Origin of the sequence: Marivita sp., assembly GCF_020055635.1 — a bacterium.
Lineage (GTDB): Bacteria > Pseudomonadota > Alphaproteobacteria > Rhodobacterales > Rhodobacteraceae > Marivita.
In genome coordinates this window covers 1-19,037 of record NZ_JAIPUT010000064.1, presented here as the reverse complement: position 1 = coordinate 19,037, position 19,037 = coordinate 1, and the positions used below count along the sequence as shown (strand labels likewise).

General features: G+C 64.5%; 18 protein-coding genes. 15 read left to right on the top strand and 3 right to left on the bottom strand.

Annotated features, from left to right (window positions below):
* Positions 1-166 (bottom strand): LysR family transcriptional regulator (locus LCF60_RS20275; RefSeq protein ID WP_292294360.1); only part of this gene is annotated, 166 nt, incomplete at its 3' end.
* A 107-nt stretch (positions 167-273) separates the two neighbouring features.
* Between LCF60_RS20275 and LCF60_RS20270 the strand changes: the two genes are divergently transcribed.
* Positions 274-1,827 (top strand): proton-conducting transporter membrane subunit, encoded by a 1,554-nt coding sequence (locus LCF60_RS20270; RefSeq protein WP_292294358.1) that lies wholly within the window; start codon positions 274-276, stop codon positions 1,825-1,827.
* 32 nt (positions 1,828-1,859) lie between these two features.
* Entirely contained in the window at positions 1,860-4,250 is a 2,391-nt protein-coding gene (locus tag LCF60_RS20265) for a DUF2309 domain-containing protein (RefSeq protein ID WP_292294359.1), read from the top strand.
* 6 nt (positions 4,251-4,256) lie between these two features.
* On the opposite strand, the gene LCF60_RS20260 is transcribed toward LCF60_RS20265, so the two are convergent.
* On the bottom strand, positions 4,257-5,519 hold the full coding sequence (locus LCF60_RS20260; protein ID WP_292294357.1) for a 3-phosphoshikimate 1-carboxyvinyltransferase: 1,263 nt from the start codon (positions 5,517-5,519) through the stop codon (positions 4,257-4,259).
* Positions 5,520-5,657: 138 nt separating this feature from the next.
* Between LCF60_RS20260 and LCF60_RS20255 the strand changes: the two genes are divergently transcribed.
* The 6 genes from LCF60_RS20255 (at position 5,658) to LCF60_RS20230 (ending at position 12,860) form a co-directional block, all read left to right on the top strand.
* Positions 5,658-6,506: a helix-turn-helix domain-containing protein gene (locus LCF60_RS20255; protein ID WP_292294356.1), complete on the top strand. Its 849-nt coding sequence runs from the start codon at positions 5,658-5,660 to the stop codon at positions 6,504-6,506.
* A complete protein-coding gene (locus LCF60_RS20250; RefSeq protein WP_292294355.1) occupies positions 6,503-7,501 on the top strand; it encodes an ArsJ-associated glyceraldehyde-3-phosphate dehydrogenase in 999 nt (332 codons plus the stop codon). Before LCF60_RS20255 ends, LCF60_RS20250 begins: the two co-directional genes overlap by 4 nt.
* Positions 7,498-8,760 carry an organoarsenical effux MFS transporter ArsJ gene (gene arsJ / locus LCF60_RS20245; protein ID WP_292294354.1) on the top strand — a complete coding sequence of 421 codons (1,263 nt, stop codon included), beginning with the start codon at positions 7,498-7,500 and terminating at the stop codon, positions 8,758-8,760. The genes LCF60_RS20250 and arsJ overlap by 4 nt, the downstream gene beginning before the upstream one ends.
* A gap of 68 nt (positions 8,761-8,828) precedes the next feature.
* Positions 8,829-9,971, top strand: coding sequence for an iron-containing alcohol dehydrogenase (locus LCF60_RS20240; RefSeq protein WP_292294353.1), 1,143 nt, complete (start codon positions 8,829-8,831; stop codon positions 9,969-9,971).
* A complete protein-coding gene (locus LCF60_RS20235) occupies positions 9,968-10,909 on the top strand; it encodes an aminotransferase class IV (RefSeq protein WP_292294352.1) in 942 nt (313 codons plus the stop codon). Before LCF60_RS20240 ends, LCF60_RS20235 begins: the two co-directional genes overlap by 4 nt.
* A gap of 163 nt (positions 10,910-11,072) precedes the next feature.
* On the top strand, positions 11,073-12,860 hold the full coding sequence (locus LCF60_RS20230) for a feruloyl-CoA synthase (RefSeq protein WP_292294351.1): 1,788 nt from the start codon (positions 11,073-11,075) through the stop codon (positions 12,858-12,860).
* Between the two features lie 15 nt (positions 12,861-12,875).
* Here the strand turns inward: LCF60_RS20230 and LCF60_RS20225 are convergent, their stop codons facing one another.
* Positions 12,876-13,727 (bottom strand): helix-turn-helix domain-containing protein, encoded by an 852-nt coding sequence (locus LCF60_RS20225; protein WP_292294350.1) that lies wholly within the window; start codon positions 13,725-13,727, stop codon positions 12,876-12,878.
* Positions 13,728-13,818: 91 nt separating this feature from the next.
* Between LCF60_RS20225 and pobA the strand changes: the two genes are divergently transcribed.
* The 7 genes from pobA to LCF60_RS20190 all read left to right on the top strand — a co-directional run.
* A complete protein-coding gene (gene pobA / locus LCF60_RS20220; RefSeq protein WP_292294349.1) occupies positions 13,819-14,988 on the top strand; it encodes a 4-hydroxybenzoate 3-monooxygenase in 1,170 nt (389 codons plus the stop codon).
* A 99-nt stretch (positions 14,989-15,087) separates the two neighbouring features.
* The gene (gene pcaD, locus LCF60_RS20215) at positions 15,088-15,876 is read left to right on the top strand and encodes a 3-oxoadipate enol-lactonase (protein WP_292294348.1); all 789 of its coding nucleotides are present in this window, start codon (positions 15,088-15,090) and stop codon (positions 15,874-15,876) included.
* A complete protein-coding gene (gene pcaC, locus LCF60_RS20210; protein ID WP_292294347.1) occupies positions 15,869-16,252 on the top strand; it encodes a 4-carboxymuconolactone decarboxylase in 384 nt (127 codons plus the stop codon). The genes pcaD and pcaC overlap by 8 nt, the downstream gene beginning before the upstream one ends.
* Positions 16,245-16,973, top strand: coding sequence for a protocatechuate 3,4-dioxygenase subunit beta (gene pcaH, locus LCF60_RS20205; protein WP_292294346.1), 729 nt, complete (start codon positions 16,245-16,247; stop codon positions 16,971-16,973). The genes pcaC and pcaH overlap by 8 nt, the downstream gene beginning before the upstream one ends.
* Before the next feature lie 3 nt (positions 16,974-16,976).
* Positions 16,977-17,576: a protocatechuate 3,4-dioxygenase subunit alpha gene (pcaG, locus tag LCF60_RS20200; RefSeq protein WP_292294345.1), complete on the top strand. Its 600-nt coding sequence runs from the start codon at positions 16,977-16,979 to the stop codon at positions 17,574-17,576.
* Positions 17,576-18,637: a 3-carboxy-cis,cis-muconate cycloisomerase gene (locus tag LCF60_RS20195; protein WP_292294344.1), complete on the top strand. Its 1,062-nt coding sequence runs from the start codon at positions 17,576-17,578 to the stop codon at positions 18,635-18,637. Before pcaG ends, LCF60_RS20195 begins: the two co-directional genes overlap by 1 nt.
* 46 nt (positions 18,638-18,683) lie before the next feature.
* A partial coding sequence (locus tag LCF60_RS20190) for an FAD-dependent monooxygenase (RefSeq protein WP_292294343.1) occupies positions 18,684-19,037 on the top strand: 354 nt, incomplete at its 3' end.

Here is a 19,037-nt window from a genome sequence, read left to right as displayed (position 1 = left end):
GGCCCCGCCGTTCGAACAGGGTCTGGCCGATCCGTTCCTCCAACTGCTTGATTTGTGAGGACAAGGCTGATTGCGACAGGTTCAGCCGTTCGGCTGTCCGGGTCAGGTTGCCATCATGGGCGACGGCCCAGAAATAGCGCAGGTGGTGGTAATTCAGATCCGACATTCGTTCTGTTTAAGTGAACGATAAGCCATGAACAATGTATTTTTATTCACCAAAGCGGCACGCTAGGTCCCTCGGTCAGGATCACGACCTCAACAGGAGACCGTATCATGATCACTGCCTTACCGCTTCTGGCCCCCGCCTTTTTCGCCCTTGTCGGCATCGTCTACATGAACCGCGAGGTGCCGCGCGGATCGGCCCTGCTGCGCCTTGGCGAATATGCCGGCTTGGCCGCGATCCTCGTGTCGCTGGGCGCACTCGGGCTTCTGATCCGCGACGGGTCGGCGACAAGCGCGCTGCTGGGGGCCGCCAACATGGGCTTCTCGGCGCGGATCGACGCGGTGAGCGTGACGATGCTGATGCTGGTGAGCTTTGTCGGCTGGGTCGTGATGCGGTTCGCGGTCACCTACACGGATGGCGAGAAGAACCAGGCGCGGTTCCTGGGCTGGCTCAGCCTTGGGCTGGCGTCGGTTCTGTTGCTCGTCACGGCGGGCAACCTGATCCAGCTGATCGTCGGCTGGGGCGCGGTGGGGCTCTGCGTGAACCGGCTGCTTCTGACCTATCCCGAACGGGCGGCGGCGCAGCGGGCGGCACGGAAAAAGGCGCTCTGTTCGGCGGCGTCCGATGCGGGCCTGATCGCGGGGGCCTTCGCGCTGGCGGCGGCGTATGGCACGGCAGATATCGCCACCATCATCGAGGCGGCACGCGCGGGCGAAGGCGGTGCAGCGGCGATCCTCGCGGCGGGTCTTCTGGCCATTTCGGCGCTGTTCAAATCGGCGCAGGTGCCGACCCATGGTTGGCTGACCGAAGTGATGGAGGCGCCCACGCCGGTGTCGGCGCTGCTGCACGCGGGCGTGGTGAACGCGGGGGGCTTTCTGCTCATCCGGTTCGCGGACGTGATGCTGCTCGCCCCCGGCGTGCTGTCGGTGCTGGTCATGGTCGGTGGCTTCTCGGCGATCTTCGGCGGGCTGGTGATGCTGACGCAGCCGTCGGTCAAGACCTCGCTCGCATGGTCGACCGTGGCGCAGATGGGCTTCATGATCCTGCAATGCGGTCTGGCGCTGTTCCCGCTGGCGCTGCTGCACATCGTGGCGCATTCGCTTTACAAGGCGCATGCCTTCCTGGCTTCGGGCGGCGCGGTGCAACAGGTGGCGTCGATCCGGCGGCCCGGTCCGGTGGCGATCCCCAACAGCCGCGCGGTGCTCAAGGCGTTCGCCATCGCGCTGGCGATCTACGGCACCATCGGCCTGCTGCTGGGGCTCGACGGCAAGTCGGCGCAGGCCATCGCGCTGGGAGCTGTGCTGGTGATGGGTGTGGCCTACCTCTTGGCGCAGGGTCTGGCCGATGCCGCACCAGAGGTGCTGACCCGGCGCATGGCGGCCTATTCGGTGGCGACCACGCTCAGCTATTTTGCGCTGCAATCCATCGCGATCTGGCTGACCACCGGCGCACTGCCTGCAACCCCGGCACCCGGCCCGCTGCAATGGGCGCTGATGGTGCTGACGATCCTCAGCTTCGGCACCGTGGCCTGGGCACAGGCGACTTTCCCGAACTGGGCCAGCCATCCGGCGGCACAAGGTCTTCGGGTGCATCTTTCCAACGGCTTTTACCTCAACGCGGTGTTTGACCGGCTGACCGGCGGCTGGGCCGCGCGGAACCGGTGATGGACAGGACAGGAGATCACGACATGCTGACAATGGTTGAACGGTTCTCGGGTCCGGCGCTTGAGATCATGGCAGGCGCACGCAATGCCGCCGCGCACATCCCGCCGCTCTGGTCGCTCGAGGCGACGGTTGCGGTGAACCCCTATGTCGGGCAGGCGGGCGAGCCCTTGCAGATGGCCGCCGCCCGTCTGGCGCGGGTGGCCGGTGTGCGGACAGTGCCGGAACGCGCGCATTTCAAGGCGAAGTTTGCGGCGAATGACCTGACACGCGCCGATCTGGAGGCTGGTCTGGCCGAGGTGCCCGAGCTCGGGATCACGGTGGACGACCTGATCGCGGCGATGGACAAGACCGTGTCTGCGCCACTAACCCTGCCGACACTGGCTGATCTGGCCGAGGAGGTGTCGGGTATCAACTGGCCGGATTTTGTGGCGGACCGGATCGGCCATTGGGCCGGCGGGCATTACGACACCGGACAGGCGCTCTGGCCTGCGCCCAAGACACGGGCGTGGTTGTCCTGGCGGTCTTTTGCGCAGCGTGATCTGACGCCAGAGATTTTCGGCCTGACCGGGTTTGCGTCGCGGGTGGCGTCCATGTCGATGTCCGCACGCGGAGCGCTGACCAAATGCGCCGAGGAGATGGGGATCACGTCGGCGGCCTGCGAAAGCTATTTCCACACGCTGCTGATGCGGCTCGGTGGCTGGGCGCAGCTTGCCTCTGGCGAGGCGTTCCGCGCCAATCTCAAGGGAGAGGGCAATAACGACATCACCGATCTTTTGACCGCCAAGTTGGTCTTCGAGGCGGCGCTTCTGGCGCGCTACAAGGACAAGATCGGCGCGCAATGGGCGCAGGTGCTTGAAGCCCATGCGCAGCCCATCGTGCCCAGCGAGGACGATCTGATCGACGCGGCGTTTCAGGCTGCAGCCGATCACGCGGCGGCGCGGGCGCTGGACGAGACCCTGGCCCTGCCGGGGTCGGCTCGGGATGACGCGCCCAACGTGCAGGCGGCGTTCTGCATCGACGTGCGCTCCGAAGTGTTCCGGCGGGCGCTGGAAGCCTCGGGCGACGGGATCGAGACCATCGGCTTTGCGGGCTTCTTCGGCATCGCGGCATCGCACCGCGGCTTTGCGTCGGACGTTCTGGAAACGCGCGGCCCGGTGCTGATCAACACCGGTGCGACCTCGGCGGCGACCGACCCGCAGGACAGCGACATGCTGACCCGCGTGGCGAAACGGGTGACGCGCGCCTGGGGCCGGTTCCGGCTGGCGGCGGTGTCCAGCTTTGCCTTTGTCGAAGCAACGGGGCCGCTGTACCTCGGAAAGCTGGTTCGGGATTCGCTGGCGCAGAAACACCCGAGCCTTGGTGTCGGTCCGGCACCTGCGCTGTCGGACAGCGTCACGCTGGAGGACCGGATCGGCATGGCGGCGACGATTCTGTCGGCCATGTCGATGAAGGACCGGTTCGGCAAGGTGATCCTGCTGGCGGGGCACGGGGCCGGGGTGGTCAACAACCCCCATGCCAGCGCGCTGCAATGCGGGGCCTGTGGCGGCCATGCAGGCGACGTGAACGCGCGGCTGGTGGCGATCCTGCTGAACGAGCCCGAGGTGCGCGCCGGGCTGGTCGCCAAGGGCATCGAGGTGCCGCAGGACACGGTGTTCCTTGCCGGTCTGCATGACACGGTGACCGATGAGGTGCGGCTTTACGAGGACGATCTGCCGGCCGGTCATGCGCAGTCGGCGGTGATCGCCGGGTTGAAGCAGGCGCTGAAAAATGCGGCCAAACTCACGCGGGCCGAGCGGTCTTCGCGGCTGCCGCGCGCGGCGGATGCGGCGGCGGTCATGGCGCGGGCCAAGGATTGGTCGGAAACCCGGCCCGAATGGGGTCTTGCGGGCTGTTCCGCCTTCATCGCGGCGCCCCGGTCACGGACGGCGGGGCGCAGCCTTGACGGGCGGTCCTTCCTGCACAGCTATGACTGGCGGCAGGACACCGGGTTCGGCGTGCTGGAACTGATCCTGACCGCGCCTGTTGTCGTGGCCAGCTGGATCAGCCTACAATATTACGGATCGTCCGTCGCGCCGGACGCATTCGGCGCGGGCAACAAGCTCTTGCACAACGTGACCGGCGGGATCGGCGTGATCGAAGGCAATGGCGGCGTGCTGCGCGGCGGGTTGCCGTGGCAATCGGTGCATGACGGGGAGCGGTTCATGCATGATCCGCTGCGGCTTTCCGTGGCGATCGAGGCCCCGCGCGAGGCGATCACCGACATTCTGGACCGGCACGCCGGTGTTGCGGCGCTGTTCGACAATGGCTGGCTGCGGCTCTTTGCGATGGACGACCAGGGCCGGTTGGGCTGGCGGTATAGCGGCAAGGGTCAGTGGGTGTCGCTGCAAGGTGACACGGCTGCAACCAGCATCGCCGCCGAATAGCGCGCGTCAGGGCTGGGTGATGTCGACGGACACGCCCAGCCCGCGCAGTACGTCCCAGTAGGTCGGGAAGGTCTTGGACACGCAGTCCGGGTCTTCGATTGTAACGCCTTTGACCTTCATCGCGGCAAGGGCAAAGCTCATGGCGATGCGGTGGTCGGCATGGCTGTCGATCAGGCCGGTGCTGACATGGCCCGACAGAGCGGGATCGCCACGCACGATCAGGTCGTCGCCTTCGACCGAGGCGAGACCGGCGCGCACCTGCAACAACCCCTTGTGCACCGCGTCGATCCGGTCACATTCCTTGACGCGCAGGTTCTCGATCCCGGTAAAGCGCACGGGCGTTTCGTTGAACGCGGCCAGCACGGCGAGGGTCGGGATGGCGTCCTGCATCTGCGATCCGTCGATCTCGGCCGGCATCTGCGGGAAGGCCGCGATCATGTCATGGGCCTTGGCATCGGGCTGGTTCATGTCCTCGGGGGCCACGCCGATGTCGATCTGTCCACCCGTCAGCTTTTCGGCTGCCCAGAGGTAGGTCGCGGCGCTGGCATCGGGTTCGATATGGTAATCGGTCGCGGTGTAGCCGCCGGGCTGGACGATGATTTCACTGTCGGAGGGAAACTCCACCGTCGCCCCGAAGGCGCGCATGACGGCGGCGGTGATGTGCAGGTAGCCCACCGCGCCGATCTTTCCGCCGGTGATGGTGATGCGGGTCTCGCCGTCGCCCATCGCCGCCAGCATCATGATGGCCGAGATGTACTGGCTGGACAGCTTGCCGCTGACCTCGATCTCGCCGCTTTGGAAGGTGCCGGTGCCCTTGATCGCGACGGGCGGGCAGCCGGTGTCGGAACTGGCGTCCACGCCCATCGCCTGCAAGGTCTCCAGCAGTGGCGCGATGGGGCGCTTCTGCATGTGCTCGTCGCCGGTCACGATGGTGGTGCCATCGACCAAGGCCACGGCGGCCGTCAGAAAGCGGGTCGCGGTGCCCGCATTGCCGAGGAAGAGCGGTTCGTCCGCCGGGTGCAGCGTGCCCGACCCCGTGACCTCGACCGTGGTTTCGTCCAGTTCGGTGATGCCCACGCCCATCGCGCGCAGGGCCGTCATCATGTAATGCGTGTCGTCACTGCGCAGGATGCCTGTCAGGCGGCTGGTGCCACGGGCCAGACCGGCCACAAGAAGCGCGCGGTTGGTCACGGATTTGGACCCGGGCAGGGTCACGCGGCCCGTCAGCGGCTGGGTCACGGGGGTGATCTGGGCAATGGGCAGCGACATGGCGTGTCTCCGGTCGGAAGGTCAGATGCGGGTTTACGGGTTTTGCCGCGCGTCGCAATCCGAAAACCGTTTCGCGCGGTCAGGCCAACAGAGCAAACGACTCATTGACCGGCCAGATAATTCCGTTATTCACGAAATATGGAAATAAGAATCGCCTCACAACTCTCGACCCTCGGTCATCCCCAGCGGCTGGCCATCTTCCGCATGCTCATGCGGCGGATGCCCGACAAGGTGCCCGCCGGTGAAATCTCGACCGCGCTGAACATCAAGCCATCCACGCTGTCGGCCTACCTGTCCAACCTGCTGGACGCCGGGTTGCTGAGCCAGACGCGGGTCGGAACGTCGTTGCTCTACACCGTCAGTGTAACAAACGTGCGGGAGATGCTGGATTTCCTGCTGCTCGATTGCTGCCGGGGCAGGCCCGACATGTGCAGCCCGATGGCTGCTTCTTTTGGACAAGGAATCCGTGATATGTCTCTGGAAAAGTTCAACGTTCTGTTCATCTGTACCGGCAATTCCGCCCGGTCGATCTTTGCCGAAACGATTCTGCGGGATTTGGCCGGGGATCGGTTCAACGCCCATTCCGCAGGTACGCGGCCCTATTCGGAACTGAACCCGATGGCGGTGGATGTGCTGCGCCAGAAAGGGCATGACGTGTCGCTCTTGCGCGCCAAGAACGTACAGGAATTCACCGGCCCCGACGCGCCGGTCTTCGACTTTGTCTTCACCGTCTGCAACCGCGCCGCAAACGAAGACTGCCCCGCCTGGGCCGGTCAGCCGGTCAGCGCGCATTGGGGCATGGAAGACCCGGTCAAGGCCGAAGGATCGGATGCCGAGCGCAGCCTTGCGTTCCAGTCTGCCTATGGTGCGCTGCGCAACCGGATCATGGCCTTTACCGCGCTGCCGATGGACACGCTGGACCGGATGTCCTTGCAGAAGGCCGTTGATAAAATTGGACAAATGAACGACGAGGAACCCGCCGCATGACCACCTACGCGCTGAACGGGCTTGGCCGCATCGGCAAGCTTGCCCTGAAACCCTTGTTGGACCGGGGCGTCAAGATCGCGTGGATCAACGACGCGGTGGGCGATCCGGCGATGCATGCGCATCTGTTCGAGTTCGACACCGTGCACGGGCGCTGGCAGGCCGAGTTTGCGCATGACGCCGACAGCATCACCATCGACGGCGTGCGGTTGCCATTTGTCGGGACTTCGGACCTGTCGGCGCTGCCGATGGAGGGTGTGGACGTGGTGATCGACTGTACCGGCGTTTTCAAGTCAGAGGCGAAGATCGCGCCCTATTTTCAAATGGGAGCGAAGAAAGTCGTGGTCTCGGCCCCGGTCAAGGACGGGCCGACGGCGAATGTCGTCTATGGTGTGAATGACGACATCTATGATGCTGACATCCATGACATCGTGACAGCGGCAAGCTGTACCACCAATTGCCTGGCGCCCGTTGTGAAGGTGTTGCATGAAGAAATCGGAATAAGTCATGGATCGATAACAACGATCCATGATGTGACAAATACACAGACCATTGTCGACCGGCCCGCCAAGGATCTGCGCCGCGCGCGGTCTGCGCTCAATTCGCTGATCCCCACGACCACGGGGAGCGCCACCGCGATCACGTTGATCTATCCCGAGCTCAAGGGCCGGTTGAACGGCCACGCGGTGCGGGTGCCGCTGCTTAATGCGTCGCTGACCGATTGCGTGTTCGAGATGGAGCGCGCCACGACGGTCGACGAGGTGAACGCGCTGTTCAAGGCGGCCGCCGAGGGGCCGTTGAAGGACATCCTCGGCTATGAAGAACGCCCGCTTGTGTCCACCGATTACACCAATGACACGCGGTCGAGCATCGTTGATGCGCTGTCCACGATGGTGGTGAACGGCACGCAGGTGAAGGTCTATGCGTGGTATGACAACGAGATGGGCTATGCGCACCGCTTGGTGGATGTGGCGCTGATGGTGGGAGGTCGGCTGTGAGCAGACCCGAGGGCCTGTCCGCCTATATCGCGGTGACGGCCGCCTACTGGGCGTTCATGCTGACCGATGGCGCGCTGCGGATGCTGGTGCTGTTGCACTTTCACACGCTGGGGTTTTCGCCGGTTCAGTTGGCCTACCTGTTCGTGCTCTACGAGATCGCCGGCATGGTGACGAACCTGAGCGCCGGATGGATCGCGGCGCGGTTCGGCTTGACCTCGACGCTCTATGGCGGATTGGGCTTGCAGGTCGTGGCGCTTGTCGTGCTGGCGCAACTGGACCCGTCCTGGGCCATCACCGCGTCGGTCGCCTTTGTCATGTGCGTGCAGGGCGCGTCGGGGGTGGCCAAGGACCTGGCCAAGATGTCGTCGAAATCGGCGGTCAAGCTGCTGGCCCCGACAACCGGCGGCGGGTTGTTCCGCTGGGTGGCGGTGCTGACCGGGTCGAAGAACGCGGTCAAGGGGGTTGGGTTCCTGCTGGGCGCGGCTTTGCTGGCGACGCTTGGCTTTGTCGCCGCGATCTACGCGATGGCGGCGGTACTGGCGGTGATCCTGCTGGCGGTCGTCGTCTTCATGCCCTCGGGCCTGCCGAAGGGGCGCAAGGGCGCGAAGTTTTCCGAGGTCTTCTCGAAATCGGCCAATGTGAACTGGCTGTCGGCCGCGCGGGTGTTCCTGTTTGGCGCGCGCGACGTGTGGTTCGTGGTGGGCATCCCGATCTATTTCTACGCGGTGCTGTCGGACGGGACCGAAGAGGGCAACCGGGCCGCGTTTTTCCTGATCGGCACCTTCATGGCGGTGTGGATCATCCTTTACGGGATCGTTCAGGCGAACACGCCACGGCTGTTGCACGCGGCGGTTCGCGAGGAGGGCGCGCTGATCGCGGATGCGCGGAAATGGGCGCTCTTGCTGCTCGCGGTGCCGGTGGCGCTGACCGTGGCGGCGGTGCTGTCGCCAGAGCCACAGACCTGGCTGACGGTCACTTTGGTGGTCGGGTTGCTGGTCTTCGGGGCGCTCTTTGCGGTGAATTCCGCGCTGCATTCCTACCTGATCCTGGCCTTCACCCAGAATGAACGGGTGACGATGGACGTGGGCTTCTACTACATGGCAAATGCGGGCGGGCGGCTGTTGGGCACGGTCCTGTCGGGCCTCAGCTACCAGGTCGGGGGGCTGCCTCTGGTGCTGGGTACGGCATCGGTGATGGTGGCCTTGGCCGCGCTGGCCTCGGGACGGTTGCGGGGCGACGGGGTTCCACAGGCCGTCTAGGTCGCGACCCTCGACACGGGCGGCAAAGACAGGCACATCTCGGGGCAAAAGCTTTGACAGGAGCGCCCATGACCCCCTTTGCCTTTGCCACAGCAGACATGATCCGCTTCGGACGCGGCGCGGCGGAGCAAGCGGTTCCTGCGCTTGCGGCCTTGGGGACGCGCGTCTTGCTGGTGACGGGCGCGACCCCGGCGCGGGCGGGATGGTTGAAGGACGCGCTTGAGGCGGAGGGCGTGTCGGTGACTTTGTTCTCGGTCGCCAGAGAACCGGATGTCGCCTTGATCGAAGCCGGTATTGCCCTCGCGCGCGAGGCCCGGGTGGCTGCCGTGATTTCCATCGGCGGCGGCGCGGTGGTCGATGCGGGCAAGGCGATTGCGGCGCTTGCCCCGGCGACGCGCCCGATGCTGGACCATCTGGAAGTGGTGGGCAAGGGGATGCCTCTGGACGTGGCCCCGTTGCCCTTTGCCGCATTGCCGACGACGGCGGGCACGGGGGCGGAGGTCACGCGCAACGCGGTGATTTCGGTGCCCGAGGCGCAGCGCAAGGTGAGCCTGCGCGACCCGCGCATGTTGCCGGCCCTGGCGATTGTCGATCCCGCGCTGACGGACAATTGCCCGCGCGGCGTGACGCTGGCGTCGGGGCTGGACGCCATCACGCAGGTGATCGAGCCCTACCTGTCATCAAAGGCCAATCCGTTGACCGATGCGATTTGCCGCGATGCGATCCCCAAGGGATTGAGAGCGATCCGGCGGATCATCGAAGGCGAAGACCCGGAGGCGCGGGATGGGCTGGCCTGGGTGAGCCTGTGCGGTGGGCTGGCCCTTGCCAATGCCGGGCTTGGCGTGGTGCATGGATTGGCCGGGCCTTTGGGTGGCTTGTCCAACGCTGCGCATGGAGCCATTTGCGGGGCGCTGTTGCCGCATGGTTTGCGGCTGAATGCCGAGGCTGGGGATGATCCTGTTTTACAGGCGCGGATTGCCGAAGTGCAGGGCTGGATCGCGCAGGTCTTTGGCGGTGCGCCGGGGGAGGCCTTCGAGACATTGCACGGCTGGTCGCGCGATGCCGGCCTGCCGGGGCTCGATGCGCAGGGGATCACCGATGTGGCGCGCAAAAAGGCGGCGCAAGATGCGGTGAGTTCGTCGTCGATGAAGGCAAATCCCGTGGCGCTGAGCGAGTCGCAACTTTTGGACCTGATGGAGCGGGCGCGATGACCGAGCACACCACCACCCATGATGCCGAGGAAGACGCGCGCAACCGCGACATCCTCATCTACATCAACGGAGACCTCTATCCCCGCGACGAGGCCAAGGTGTCGGTCTACGATTCAGGCTTCCTGCTGGGTGATGGCATGTGGGAAGGGATGCGGCTTTATGACGGGCATTGGGCGTTCTTCGACGATCACATGGACCGGTTTTTCGACTCCTGCTACGCGGTGGGGCTTGATGTGGGCATGGACCGCGCCGGGATCGCCGACGCGCTGCGGATGACCGCCGAGGCCAATGGCATGACCACGGATGTGCATTGCCGGTTGATGCTGACGCGCGGCACCAAGGTGAAGCCGTTTCAGCACCCGAGCCTGTCACGGTCGGGCCCCACGCTGGTCATCATCATGGAGCATTCGAAACCGGCAGAGGCGCTACAGGCGCAGGGCATCCGCCTTGCCTCGGTGCCGCAGGTGCGGGGCTTGCCACACAGCCAGGATGCCAAGTTCAACAGCCATTCCAAGCTGAACTGCGTGATTGCCTGCCTTCAGGCCGAGGCGGCGGGGGCGGACGAGGCGCTGATGCTCGATCCGCATGGGTTCGTGAACACCACAAATGCCTGCAACTTCTTCATCATCCGCAAGGGCGAGGTTTGGACCTCGACCGGGGATTACTGCATGAACGGGGTGACGCGGGCCAGGGTGATCGACCTGTGCCGCGACAACGGCATCCCGGTGTTCGAGAAGAATTATTCGCTTTACGAGGCCTATTCGGCGGACGAGGCGTTCCTGACCGGCACGTTCGGGGCGCAAACGCCGGTGGCCTCGATCGACGGCAAGGTGATCGGGTCGGGAGAGCTGCCGGTGACGCAGCACATCCGGGCGCTTTACAAACAGGCGATTGCACAAGACATCGCGGCGCAACAGGCGCGTCAGGTGATCGCGTAAAGATCGAGACCGGGTCGGGGCAGGCGCGTGACGGTTCTTTCGATGTAAATTGTTTACGAGGAAAGTAATATGGGTTAGCCCTGCGTCAGGCAAGCCAGGACATCCCGCCATCGGCGTGACAGCGCAGCGGGGTCGCGAAGCGGCATGTGAGGGGGAGACTGCCATGAGTGTCGAGACGAAGCTGCGCGCATCGGATTTCTGGTCGCCGGACTTCGAGTACGAGCATCGGGACGACGGCAGCATCGTCATGCGGCAGACCGGACCCTTGCCGGACTATCTTCCGACACTGGCCGACTACCTGGACACATGGGCCGACGACACGCCGGACCGGACCTGGATCGCGCGGCGCGATGCGGATGGGGCCTGGCGCGAGATCGGCTATGGTGCGGCGCGGGATATGGCGCGGCGGATCGGTGCGTCGTTGCTGGCGCTGGGGCTGGGGCCGGATCGCCCGCTTCTGATCCTGTCCGAGAACAGCCTCGAGCATGCGCTTCTGGGGGCGGCCTGCTTTTACGTCGGCATTCCCCACGCGCCGGTTTCTCCGGCCTATTCACTGGTGTCCAGGGATCATGCAAAGCTCAAGGATATTGCCGCAACACTTTGTCCCGGAGCGATTTTTGCCGATGACGGCCAGGCGTTTTCCGCCGCCCTGAACGCGATTGCCGCAGACGGGCGCCATGTCATCACGCATCGTGGCGCGGGTGCAGGCGCCCTGGCCTTTGACGATTTGCTGAACGGTGACCCTGACGCGGCGGTGGCGGCCCGCGCCGCGCTGACACCCGACACGGTGGTGAAATACCTCTTCACCTCGGGATCGACCGGGTCGCCCAAGGCGGTGATCAACACCAACCGCATGGTTTGCGCGATGGCGGCGATGACGCGCGATTGCTACCGGTTCCTGATGACGACGCCGCCGGTCGTGCTGGACTGGGCACCGTGGAACCACACGGCGGCGGGCAACAAGGTGTCCTATCTCGTGCTGACCAATGGCGGCAGCTATTACATCGACGATGGCAAGCCGGCGCCGGGCAAGTTCGACGAGACTTTACGGAATCTTCACGAGATCTCCTGTACCTGGTACTTCAACGTCCCCGTGGGCTGGGACATGTTGATCGAGGAGTTGGAGCGGGACGAGGCGCTGGCGGCGACCTTTTTCAGCAAGCTGAGCATGATGTTCTACGCGGGCGCGGGCATGGCGCAGCACACCTGGGACCGGCTGCGCGCCATCGGACGCAAGACGACGGGGCACGAGGTCTTGCTGGCGACCGGGCTCGGGTCGACGGAGACCGCGCCCTTTGCCCTGGCCTGTACCGAGGTACAGGAATCCTCGGGCAATGTGGGCGTGCCGTCGCGGGGGCTGGAGATGAAGCTGGTGCCCAACGGTGGCAAGCTCGAACTTCGGCTGAAGGGACCGACGATCACGCCGGGTTACTATGGCGACCCGGAAAAGACCCGCGAAAGCTTTGACGAGGAAGGCTTTTACTGCATGGGTGATGCGCTGCGCCCGGCCGATCCCGACGATTTTTCCAAGGGCTTCTTCTTTGACGGGCGCATCGCCGAGAATTTCAAGCTGACCACCGGGACATGGGTGGCGGTCGGGGCGGTGCGCGCCGCTCTGGTGGATGCGCTGGACGGGCTGGTGCGCGACGCGGTGATCACCGGCGAGAACGAGGCCGAACTGGGGGCGCTCCTGCTCTTGTCGCATACAGCGCGACGGATGCCCGAGGAGGACCTGAACGCGGCGCTGACCGAAAAGCTGGCCGCGGCGGCGAAACGCGCGTCAGGATCTGCCTCGCGGGTCTGTCGGGCGATGGTGCTCGGCCAAGAGCCGAGTTTCGACCGGGGAGAGGTCACGGAGAAAGGCTCGCTCAACCAACGGGCCATGCGCGCCAGTCATGCGGACGAGATCGCCAGGCTTCATGCCGGGGGCGCGGGGGTTCTGACGGTCTGAGAAGCGGGCGGCCTGTCAGCTTGTAAAGCGCGACCGGTAGTCCTTGGGGGTCTGCCCGCGAACCGCCCGGAATCGTTTCGAAAAATAGGACGGGTCGATATAGCCAAGGCGGTAGCCGACCTGCGAGACCGGCAACTGGGTGAAGGCCAGAAGACGACAGGCCTCTTCCATTCTGCGCTGCTCGATATAGGCGGCGGCCCCCATGCCGGTGGCGCGCCGGCACAGGCGGCTCAGATGCCCGGTGCTGATCGACAGGGCCTGCGCGTATTGTGCGGCGGTCCAGCCCTGCGCGCGGTTCCTTGAGATCAACTCGTCCAGGGCGAACAGGCGAGAAGGGCGGCGCGTGTCGTCGTCATCTTGTTCGGGCAGATGCGCTTCGGCCAGCCGCGCAAGCACGGAATGTGCCAGTCCAAGGACCTGCTGTGCCCGGAACGGCGATGCCTCTTGCGCGGTGTCCCTGAGAAGCTGCGTCAGGTCGGCAAGCCTTTGGTCCGCGGCTCCGCCGAACGGGGTCGACAGGGCGGTCAGGATCTGGCTGCCGTTTGGTGAAAACGATCTCACAATGCTGTTGGGGAAGGAAAAAATCCCACCCCGCGACCCGGGTTCAAACACGAACTCATGAACGCAATTATCTGGAATATAGAGGAAATCACCCGGAGCGACACGGTGCCTTTGACTGTCCGTGACGGCGTCGATCCAGCCGCTTTCCACCAGGAAAAGCTGGGACATCTGGCTGTGCCGGTGCGGGATGATCTTCCAGTTGTGCACCGGTGCCCGGACCGAGAAATCCTCGTAATGGATGACATCGGGGAACGGGCCCTGTTCTCCGAACAGTCCGAAGGCGGGGATGGATGTCTGATGGCTCATGCTCGATAAGTACCATGACGCGCACAGCGATGCCATTCTTTCCAGGGGAATTCGGGGCTAGCCTTCAATGTCGACCGGGGAGGGGTGCGCCATGAAAACGCAGGTTGCCATCATCGGAGGCGGGCCGTCCGGTCTGCTCTTGTCGCAATTGCTGAACAAGGCCGGTGTGGACACGGTGGTCCTCGAGCGTGCGTCGCGCGATCACGTGCTGTCGCGCATCCGGGCAGGTGTTCTCGAGGCCGGAACGGTCGAGATGCTGCGCGAGGCCGGTGTTGCCGACCGGATGGCGCGCGAGGGCATTCCCCATGAGGGGTGTTACCTGACCGATGACGACCTGATGGTGCGGATCAACTTCCAGGACCTGACGGGCACGTCCGTGATGGTCTACGGTCAGACCGAGGTGACGCGTGATCTTTACACCGCGCAGGACGCGATGGGGGCCACGATCGTGCACGGGGTCGAGGACGTCGTGATCCACGACGCCGACAGCGATGCGCCTTATGTCGAATACACGCTGGACGGTGGGCGTGCACGGCTGGAGTGCGCCTATGTGGCGGGCTGTGACGGCTTTCACGGTGTCAGCCGCAAGACCATCCCCGAGGGCAAGCGGCAGGACTTCGAACGGGTGTATCCGTTTGGATGGCTTGGGGTCTTGTCGCGCACGCGCCCGGCGCATGAAGAACTGATCTATGCCAATTCTGCGAACGGGTTTGCGCTGGCGTCGATGCGCAGCGAAACCCTCAGCCGCTATTACGTGCAGGTGCCGTTGACCGACACCGTCGAGGAATGGAGCGACGAGCGCTTCTGGACCGTGCTGAAATCCTGCCTCCCGTCCGAAGTCGCCGACAGCATGGAAACTGGCCCCTCGATCGAGAAATCCATCGCGCCGCTGCGGTCCTTCGTCAGCGAACCGCTGCGCTGGGGCCGCTTGTTTCTGGTGGGCGATGCCGCGCATATCGTGCCGCCGACCGGGGCCAAGGGGCTGAACCTTGCCGTGTCGGATGTGCATTACCTCTATCAGGCGCTGATCGATGCGGTGAAAAAGGGTGATGCCACCGGGATCGACAGCTATTCCGAGCGCGCGCTGCTGCGGATCTGGAAGGCGATGCGGTTCAGCTGGCAGATGACCACGATGCTGCACCGGTTCGACGGCGAAGACAGCTTTGCCGCGCAGATGCGCAAATCCACCCTGCGCCACCTGTCGCAATCGGAAACCGCGCGGCGCGATCTAGCCGAGAACTATATCGGTCTGCCCTACTAGGGGTTCATGCGCCTTTTGGAGGGTGGCGCCTACGGCGTGAGATTGTAATTTCAAGCGCCGGAAAGACATGCGAAACAGGGCGGGGAGGAGATTGCCACTATGAGAACTGTCACGTCGAACGACGTTACCCTGCATGTGCAGGTGGAGGGGCCAGAGGATGGCCCGGTGGTGATGTTCGCCAATTCGCTGGGCACCGATCTGCGGGTCTGGGATCCGCTGCTGCCGCATCTGCCCGAGGGGCTGCGGATCGTGCGGTTCGACAAGCGCGGGCATGGGTTGTCCGATTGTCCCGACGCGCCCTATGACATGGACACCTTGGTGGGCGATACAGAGGCGATCATCGACGCACTGGACCTGCGGGACATCACCTTTGTCGGTCTGTCCATCGGCGGTCTGATCGGGCAGGGGCTGGCTGCGCGCCGCCCCGAGGTGATGCGCGCGCTTGTTCTGATGGATACCGCTGCCAGGATCGGATCGCCCGAGATGTGGCAGGACCGGATCGACGCGTTGCGCACAGGCGGGATCGCGTCGATGGCCGAGGCCATTCTGGACCGCTGGTTCGCGCCCGAGATGCGCAAAGATGCGACCCGCCTTGCACCCTGGCGCCACATGCTGACCCGTACGCCGATCGAGGGGTATATTGGCTGCTGCGCGGCAATCGCCGGTGCGGATTTCACCGAAACAACCCGCGCGCTGACGCTGCCTTTGATGGCACTGGCCGGGTCCGAGGACGGCGCGACGCCGCCGGATCTGGTGCGGGCCACCGCAGACCTGTGCAACGCGGCCTTCCACGTCATCGAAAATGCGGGTCATCTGCCCTGCGTCGAAGCGCCGGAACAGGTGGGCGCGGTGATCACCGATTTTCTCAAGGAGACAGGCCATGTCTGACCGTTTCGACCAGGGGATGAAGACCCGGCGCGAGGTGCTGGGCGACGCCCATGTCGACCGTGCCGAAGCGGCCAAGTCCGAACTCGACCTGCCGTTTCAGAACCTCATCACCGAAGGCGCGTGGGGCAATGTCTGGTCGTCCGACGCGATCAGCCGCCGCGAACGGTCGATGCTGACTTTGGCCTTGCTCGCCGCGACCGGCAATTTCGATGAAATCCCGATGCACATCCGCGCCACCGCGCGCACCGGGGCCAGCAAGCAGGACGTGATGGAAGCGTTCCAGCATGTCGCGATCTATGCCGGTGTGCCCAAGGCGAACCATGCCATCAAACTCGCCAAACAGACCTATGCCGAAATGGAGACCTCCGATGACTGAAACCGCAGCGCTCATGCCCCGGCGCCGAGAGGTGCATCCCGATCCGTATTACCCGGATTACAAGACATCGCTCACGCGGTCTCCGTCGTTGCCGCTGTTGTCGATGGAGTCGACCCCGAGCGAGGAAACCGGCCCCCGCTTTGGTCACAACATGCTGGGCGCGCTGGATAACAACCTGATCAGCAACTACACACAGGGCAAGGCATTGGCCGTGGGCGAACGCATCCGCGTGCATGGTCGGGTGCTGGATGAGACCGGTCGCGCGGTGCCGCACACTCTGGTCGAGATCTGGCAGGCCAATGCGGGCGGTCGCTACCGCCACATCAAGGACACGTATTTCGCACCGCTTGATCCCAATTTCGGCGGCTGCGGGCGCACGATCACGGATGACAACGGCTATTACGAATTCATGACGATCCGTCCGGGGGCATACCCCTGGCCGAACCGTGCAAATGACTGGCGGCCGATGCATATTCACTTTTCGATCTTCGGCCATGCGTTCGGGCAGCGGCTCATCAGCCAGATGTATTTCCAGGGCGATCCGCTGATCGATCTGTGCCCCATCGCCGCCACCGTGCGGGATCGCAGCCAGTTGGACCGGTTGGTGGCACCTTTGGACATGCAGAATTCGCGCGGCATGGATTATCTTGCCTACAAGTTCGACATCGTGCTGCGCGGACGGCGTCAGACGATGTTCGAGAACAAGCCGGAAGGGATGTAAGCCATGACGCAACACCTTGATATATTGGTGGAAACACCAAGCCAGACCGCCGGGCCTTATGTCCATATCGGCTGCATCCCCACCTTTGCTGGGGTCGAGGGGGTCTATCCCGAGGATTTGGGCCTCAGCCCGATCGAAGACGGCGCCAAGGGTGAGGTGATCACCATCGTCGGGTCGATCTACGATGGCACAGGTTGGGCGATGCGCGACGCGATGCTGGAAAGCTGGCAGGCCGACGCGGCGGGTGTCTATCCGGGGCAGGACGGGGCCGATCCCAGGGTGTCGGGCTTCTGCCGCTTTGCCGCCGACAAGGACAGCGGCGAATTCACCTTGCGCACGGTCAAACCCGGCGCGGTCAAGGGCCGGAACGGTCAGGTCTTCGCGCCGCATATCTCGATCTGGATCGTGGCGCGGGGGATCAATATCGGTCTGAGCACACGGATCTATTTCGAAGACGAGGACAACAGCGCCGATCCGCTGCTGGCGCGTATCGAACAGCGTCCGCGCGTCGATACGTTGCTTGCGCGGAAAACCGGAGAGGGTAGCTATCGGTTCGACATCCGGCTTCAGGGCGAGGGCGAAACGGTGTTTCTCGATCTGTGATGACAGGCGTTTTCAATCATCCGTGGTTGTCGGGCCTGTTTGCCGACGGCGAAATCGCTGCGCTTTGGTCCGCCGAGGCGCAGCTTGCGCATATGATCGCCTTCGAGGCAGCGTGGTCACGGCATGGGCATCTGGGTGGGCTGTGGTCCGAGGCAGAGGGCGCTGCGGCGGCATCGGCGATTGCGGCGGTCTCGCTTGCTCCCGAGGAATTGCGCGACGGCACGGCGCAGGACGGCGTTTGCGTGCCGGCTCTGGTGCGGTTGCTCAAGGAGCGGACGGGTCAAGCGGCGATCCACAAAGGCGCGACCTCGCAGGATGTGATCGACACGGCGACCGTGTTGTCGCTGGTCCGTAGTCTTGACCTGATCGACCAGCGGCTTGTGACTTTGGGCGACGCGCTCAGCGATCTTGAAGCGCGCTTCGGGGACCGCCCGTTGATGGGTCGCACCCGGATGCAGGCGGCGGTGCCGATCACTGTGGCGGACCGTTTGCAGACATGGCGCTTGCCGCTTGAAACCCACCGCGACCGGCTGGCACAACTGCGCCCGCGGGTGGCGCTGGTGCAAATTGGCGGCGCTGCGGGTGACCGTGCAGCCCTTGGGGTTGGCGCAGACGCGATGTGCACCGCCATCGCGCAAGAGCTTGGACTTGGCACCACGCCGCGCGCGTGGCACGCAATGCGCGATGGCTTGGCCGAGACGGCCTCCACCCTGTCGCTGATCACCGGGACGCTGGGCAAGATGGGGCAGGATATCTGCCTCATGGCACAGCAGGGCATCGACGCGATCACGCTTGCCGGAGGTGGCGGCTCGTCGGCCATGCCGCACAAGCAAAACCCGGTGCAGGCCGAATTGCTGGTCACGCTGGCACGGTTCAACGCGGTGCAGCTGTCGGGGATGCATCAGGCTCTGATCCACGAGCAGGAACGGTCGGGGGCCGCGTGGTCACTGGAGTGGATGCTCTTGCCGCAGATGGTGCAGGCCACCGGGCGTGCGCTGGGTGGTGCGTCGGATTTGACCGCGCAGATCACGTCGCTTGGAGCGCGGGATCGGTTGTCCTGACGCGGACCGCGCCGTAAATCCATTGAGAACGCAAGGGAAAACAAAGATGTCCGACAACAGGGTCATCATCGCCGGTGGTGGTATCGCGGGATTGTCACTGGGCCTGACCCTGCACCAGATCGGGGTGCCCTTCACCGTGTTCGAAGCCGCCAAGGAGATGCGGCCCCTGGGCGTCGGCATCAACCTGCAACCCAACGCGGTCCGCGAACTGTTCGATCTGGGGATCACCGCTGACGCCCTGGATCGGGTCGGTTTGCCCGCTCAGGAATGGGCTCTGGTCGGTCTGAACGGGCGCGAGGTCTATTCCGAACCGCGCGGGCTGGGCGCAGGGTATTGCTGGCCGCAATACGCCGTGCACCGGGGACGGTTGCACATGCTGCTGTACGACACGCTGATCGAC

Excerpts from the sequence above, each read along its gene's own strand:
- LCF60_RS20270 (WP_292294358.1), top strand. The coding sequence starts at position 274 with ATGATCACTGCCTTACCGCTTCTGGCCCCCGCCTTTTTCGCCCTTGTC.
- LCF60_RS20265 (WP_292294359.1), top strand. The coding sequence starts at position 1,860 with ATGGTTGAACGGTTCTCGGGTCCGGCGCTTGAGATCATGGCAGGCGCA.
- LCF60_RS20260 (WP_292294357.1), bottom strand. The coding sequence starts at position 5,519 with ATGTCGCTGCCCATTGCCCAGATCACCCCCGTGACCCAGCCGCTGACG.
- LCF60_RS20255 (WP_292294356.1), top strand. The coding sequence starts at position 5,658 with ATGGAAATAAGAATCGCCTCACAACTCTCGACCCTCGGTCATCCCCAG.
- LCF60_RS20250 (WP_292294355.1), top strand. The coding sequence starts at position 6,503 with ATGACCACCTACGCGCTGAACGGGCTTGGCCGCATCGGCAAGCTTGCC.
- LCF60_RS20240 (WP_292294353.1), top strand. The coding sequence starts at position 8,829 with ATGACCCCCTTTGCCTTTGCCACAGCAGACATGATCCGCTTCGGACGC.
- LCF60_RS20235 (WP_292294352.1), top strand. The coding sequence starts at position 9,968 with ATGACCGAGCACACCACCACCCATGATGCCGAGGAAGACGCGCGCAAC.
- LCF60_RS20230 (WP_292294351.1), top strand. The coding sequence starts at position 11,073 with ATGAGTGTCGAGACGAAGCTGCGCGCATCGGATTTCTGGTCGCCGGAC.
- LCF60_RS20225 (WP_292294350.1), bottom strand. The coding sequence starts at position 13,727 with ATGAGCCATCAGACATCCATCCCCGCCTTCGGACTGTTCGGAGAACAG.
- pobA (WP_292294349.1), top strand. The coding sequence starts at position 13,819 with ATGAAAACGCAGGTTGCCATCATCGGAGGCGGGCCGTCCGGTCTGCTC.
- pcaD (WP_292294348.1), top strand. The coding sequence starts at position 15,088 with ATGAGAACTGTCACGTCGAACGACGTTACCCTGCATGTGCAGGTGGAG.
- pcaC (WP_292294347.1), top strand. The coding sequence starts at position 15,869 with ATGTCTGACCGTTTCGACCAGGGGATGAAGACCCGGCGCGAGGTGCTG.
- pcaH (WP_292294346.1), top strand. The coding sequence starts at position 16,245 with ATGACTGAAACCGCAGCGCTCATGCCCCGGCGCCGAGAGGTGCATCCC.
- pcaG (WP_292294345.1), top strand. The coding sequence starts at position 16,977 with ATGACGCAACACCTTGATATATTGGTGGAAACACCAAGCCAGACCGCC.
- LCF60_RS20195 (WP_292294344.1), top strand. The coding sequence starts at position 17,576 with ATGACAGGCGTTTTCAATCATCCGTGGTTGTCGGGCCTGTTTGCCGAC.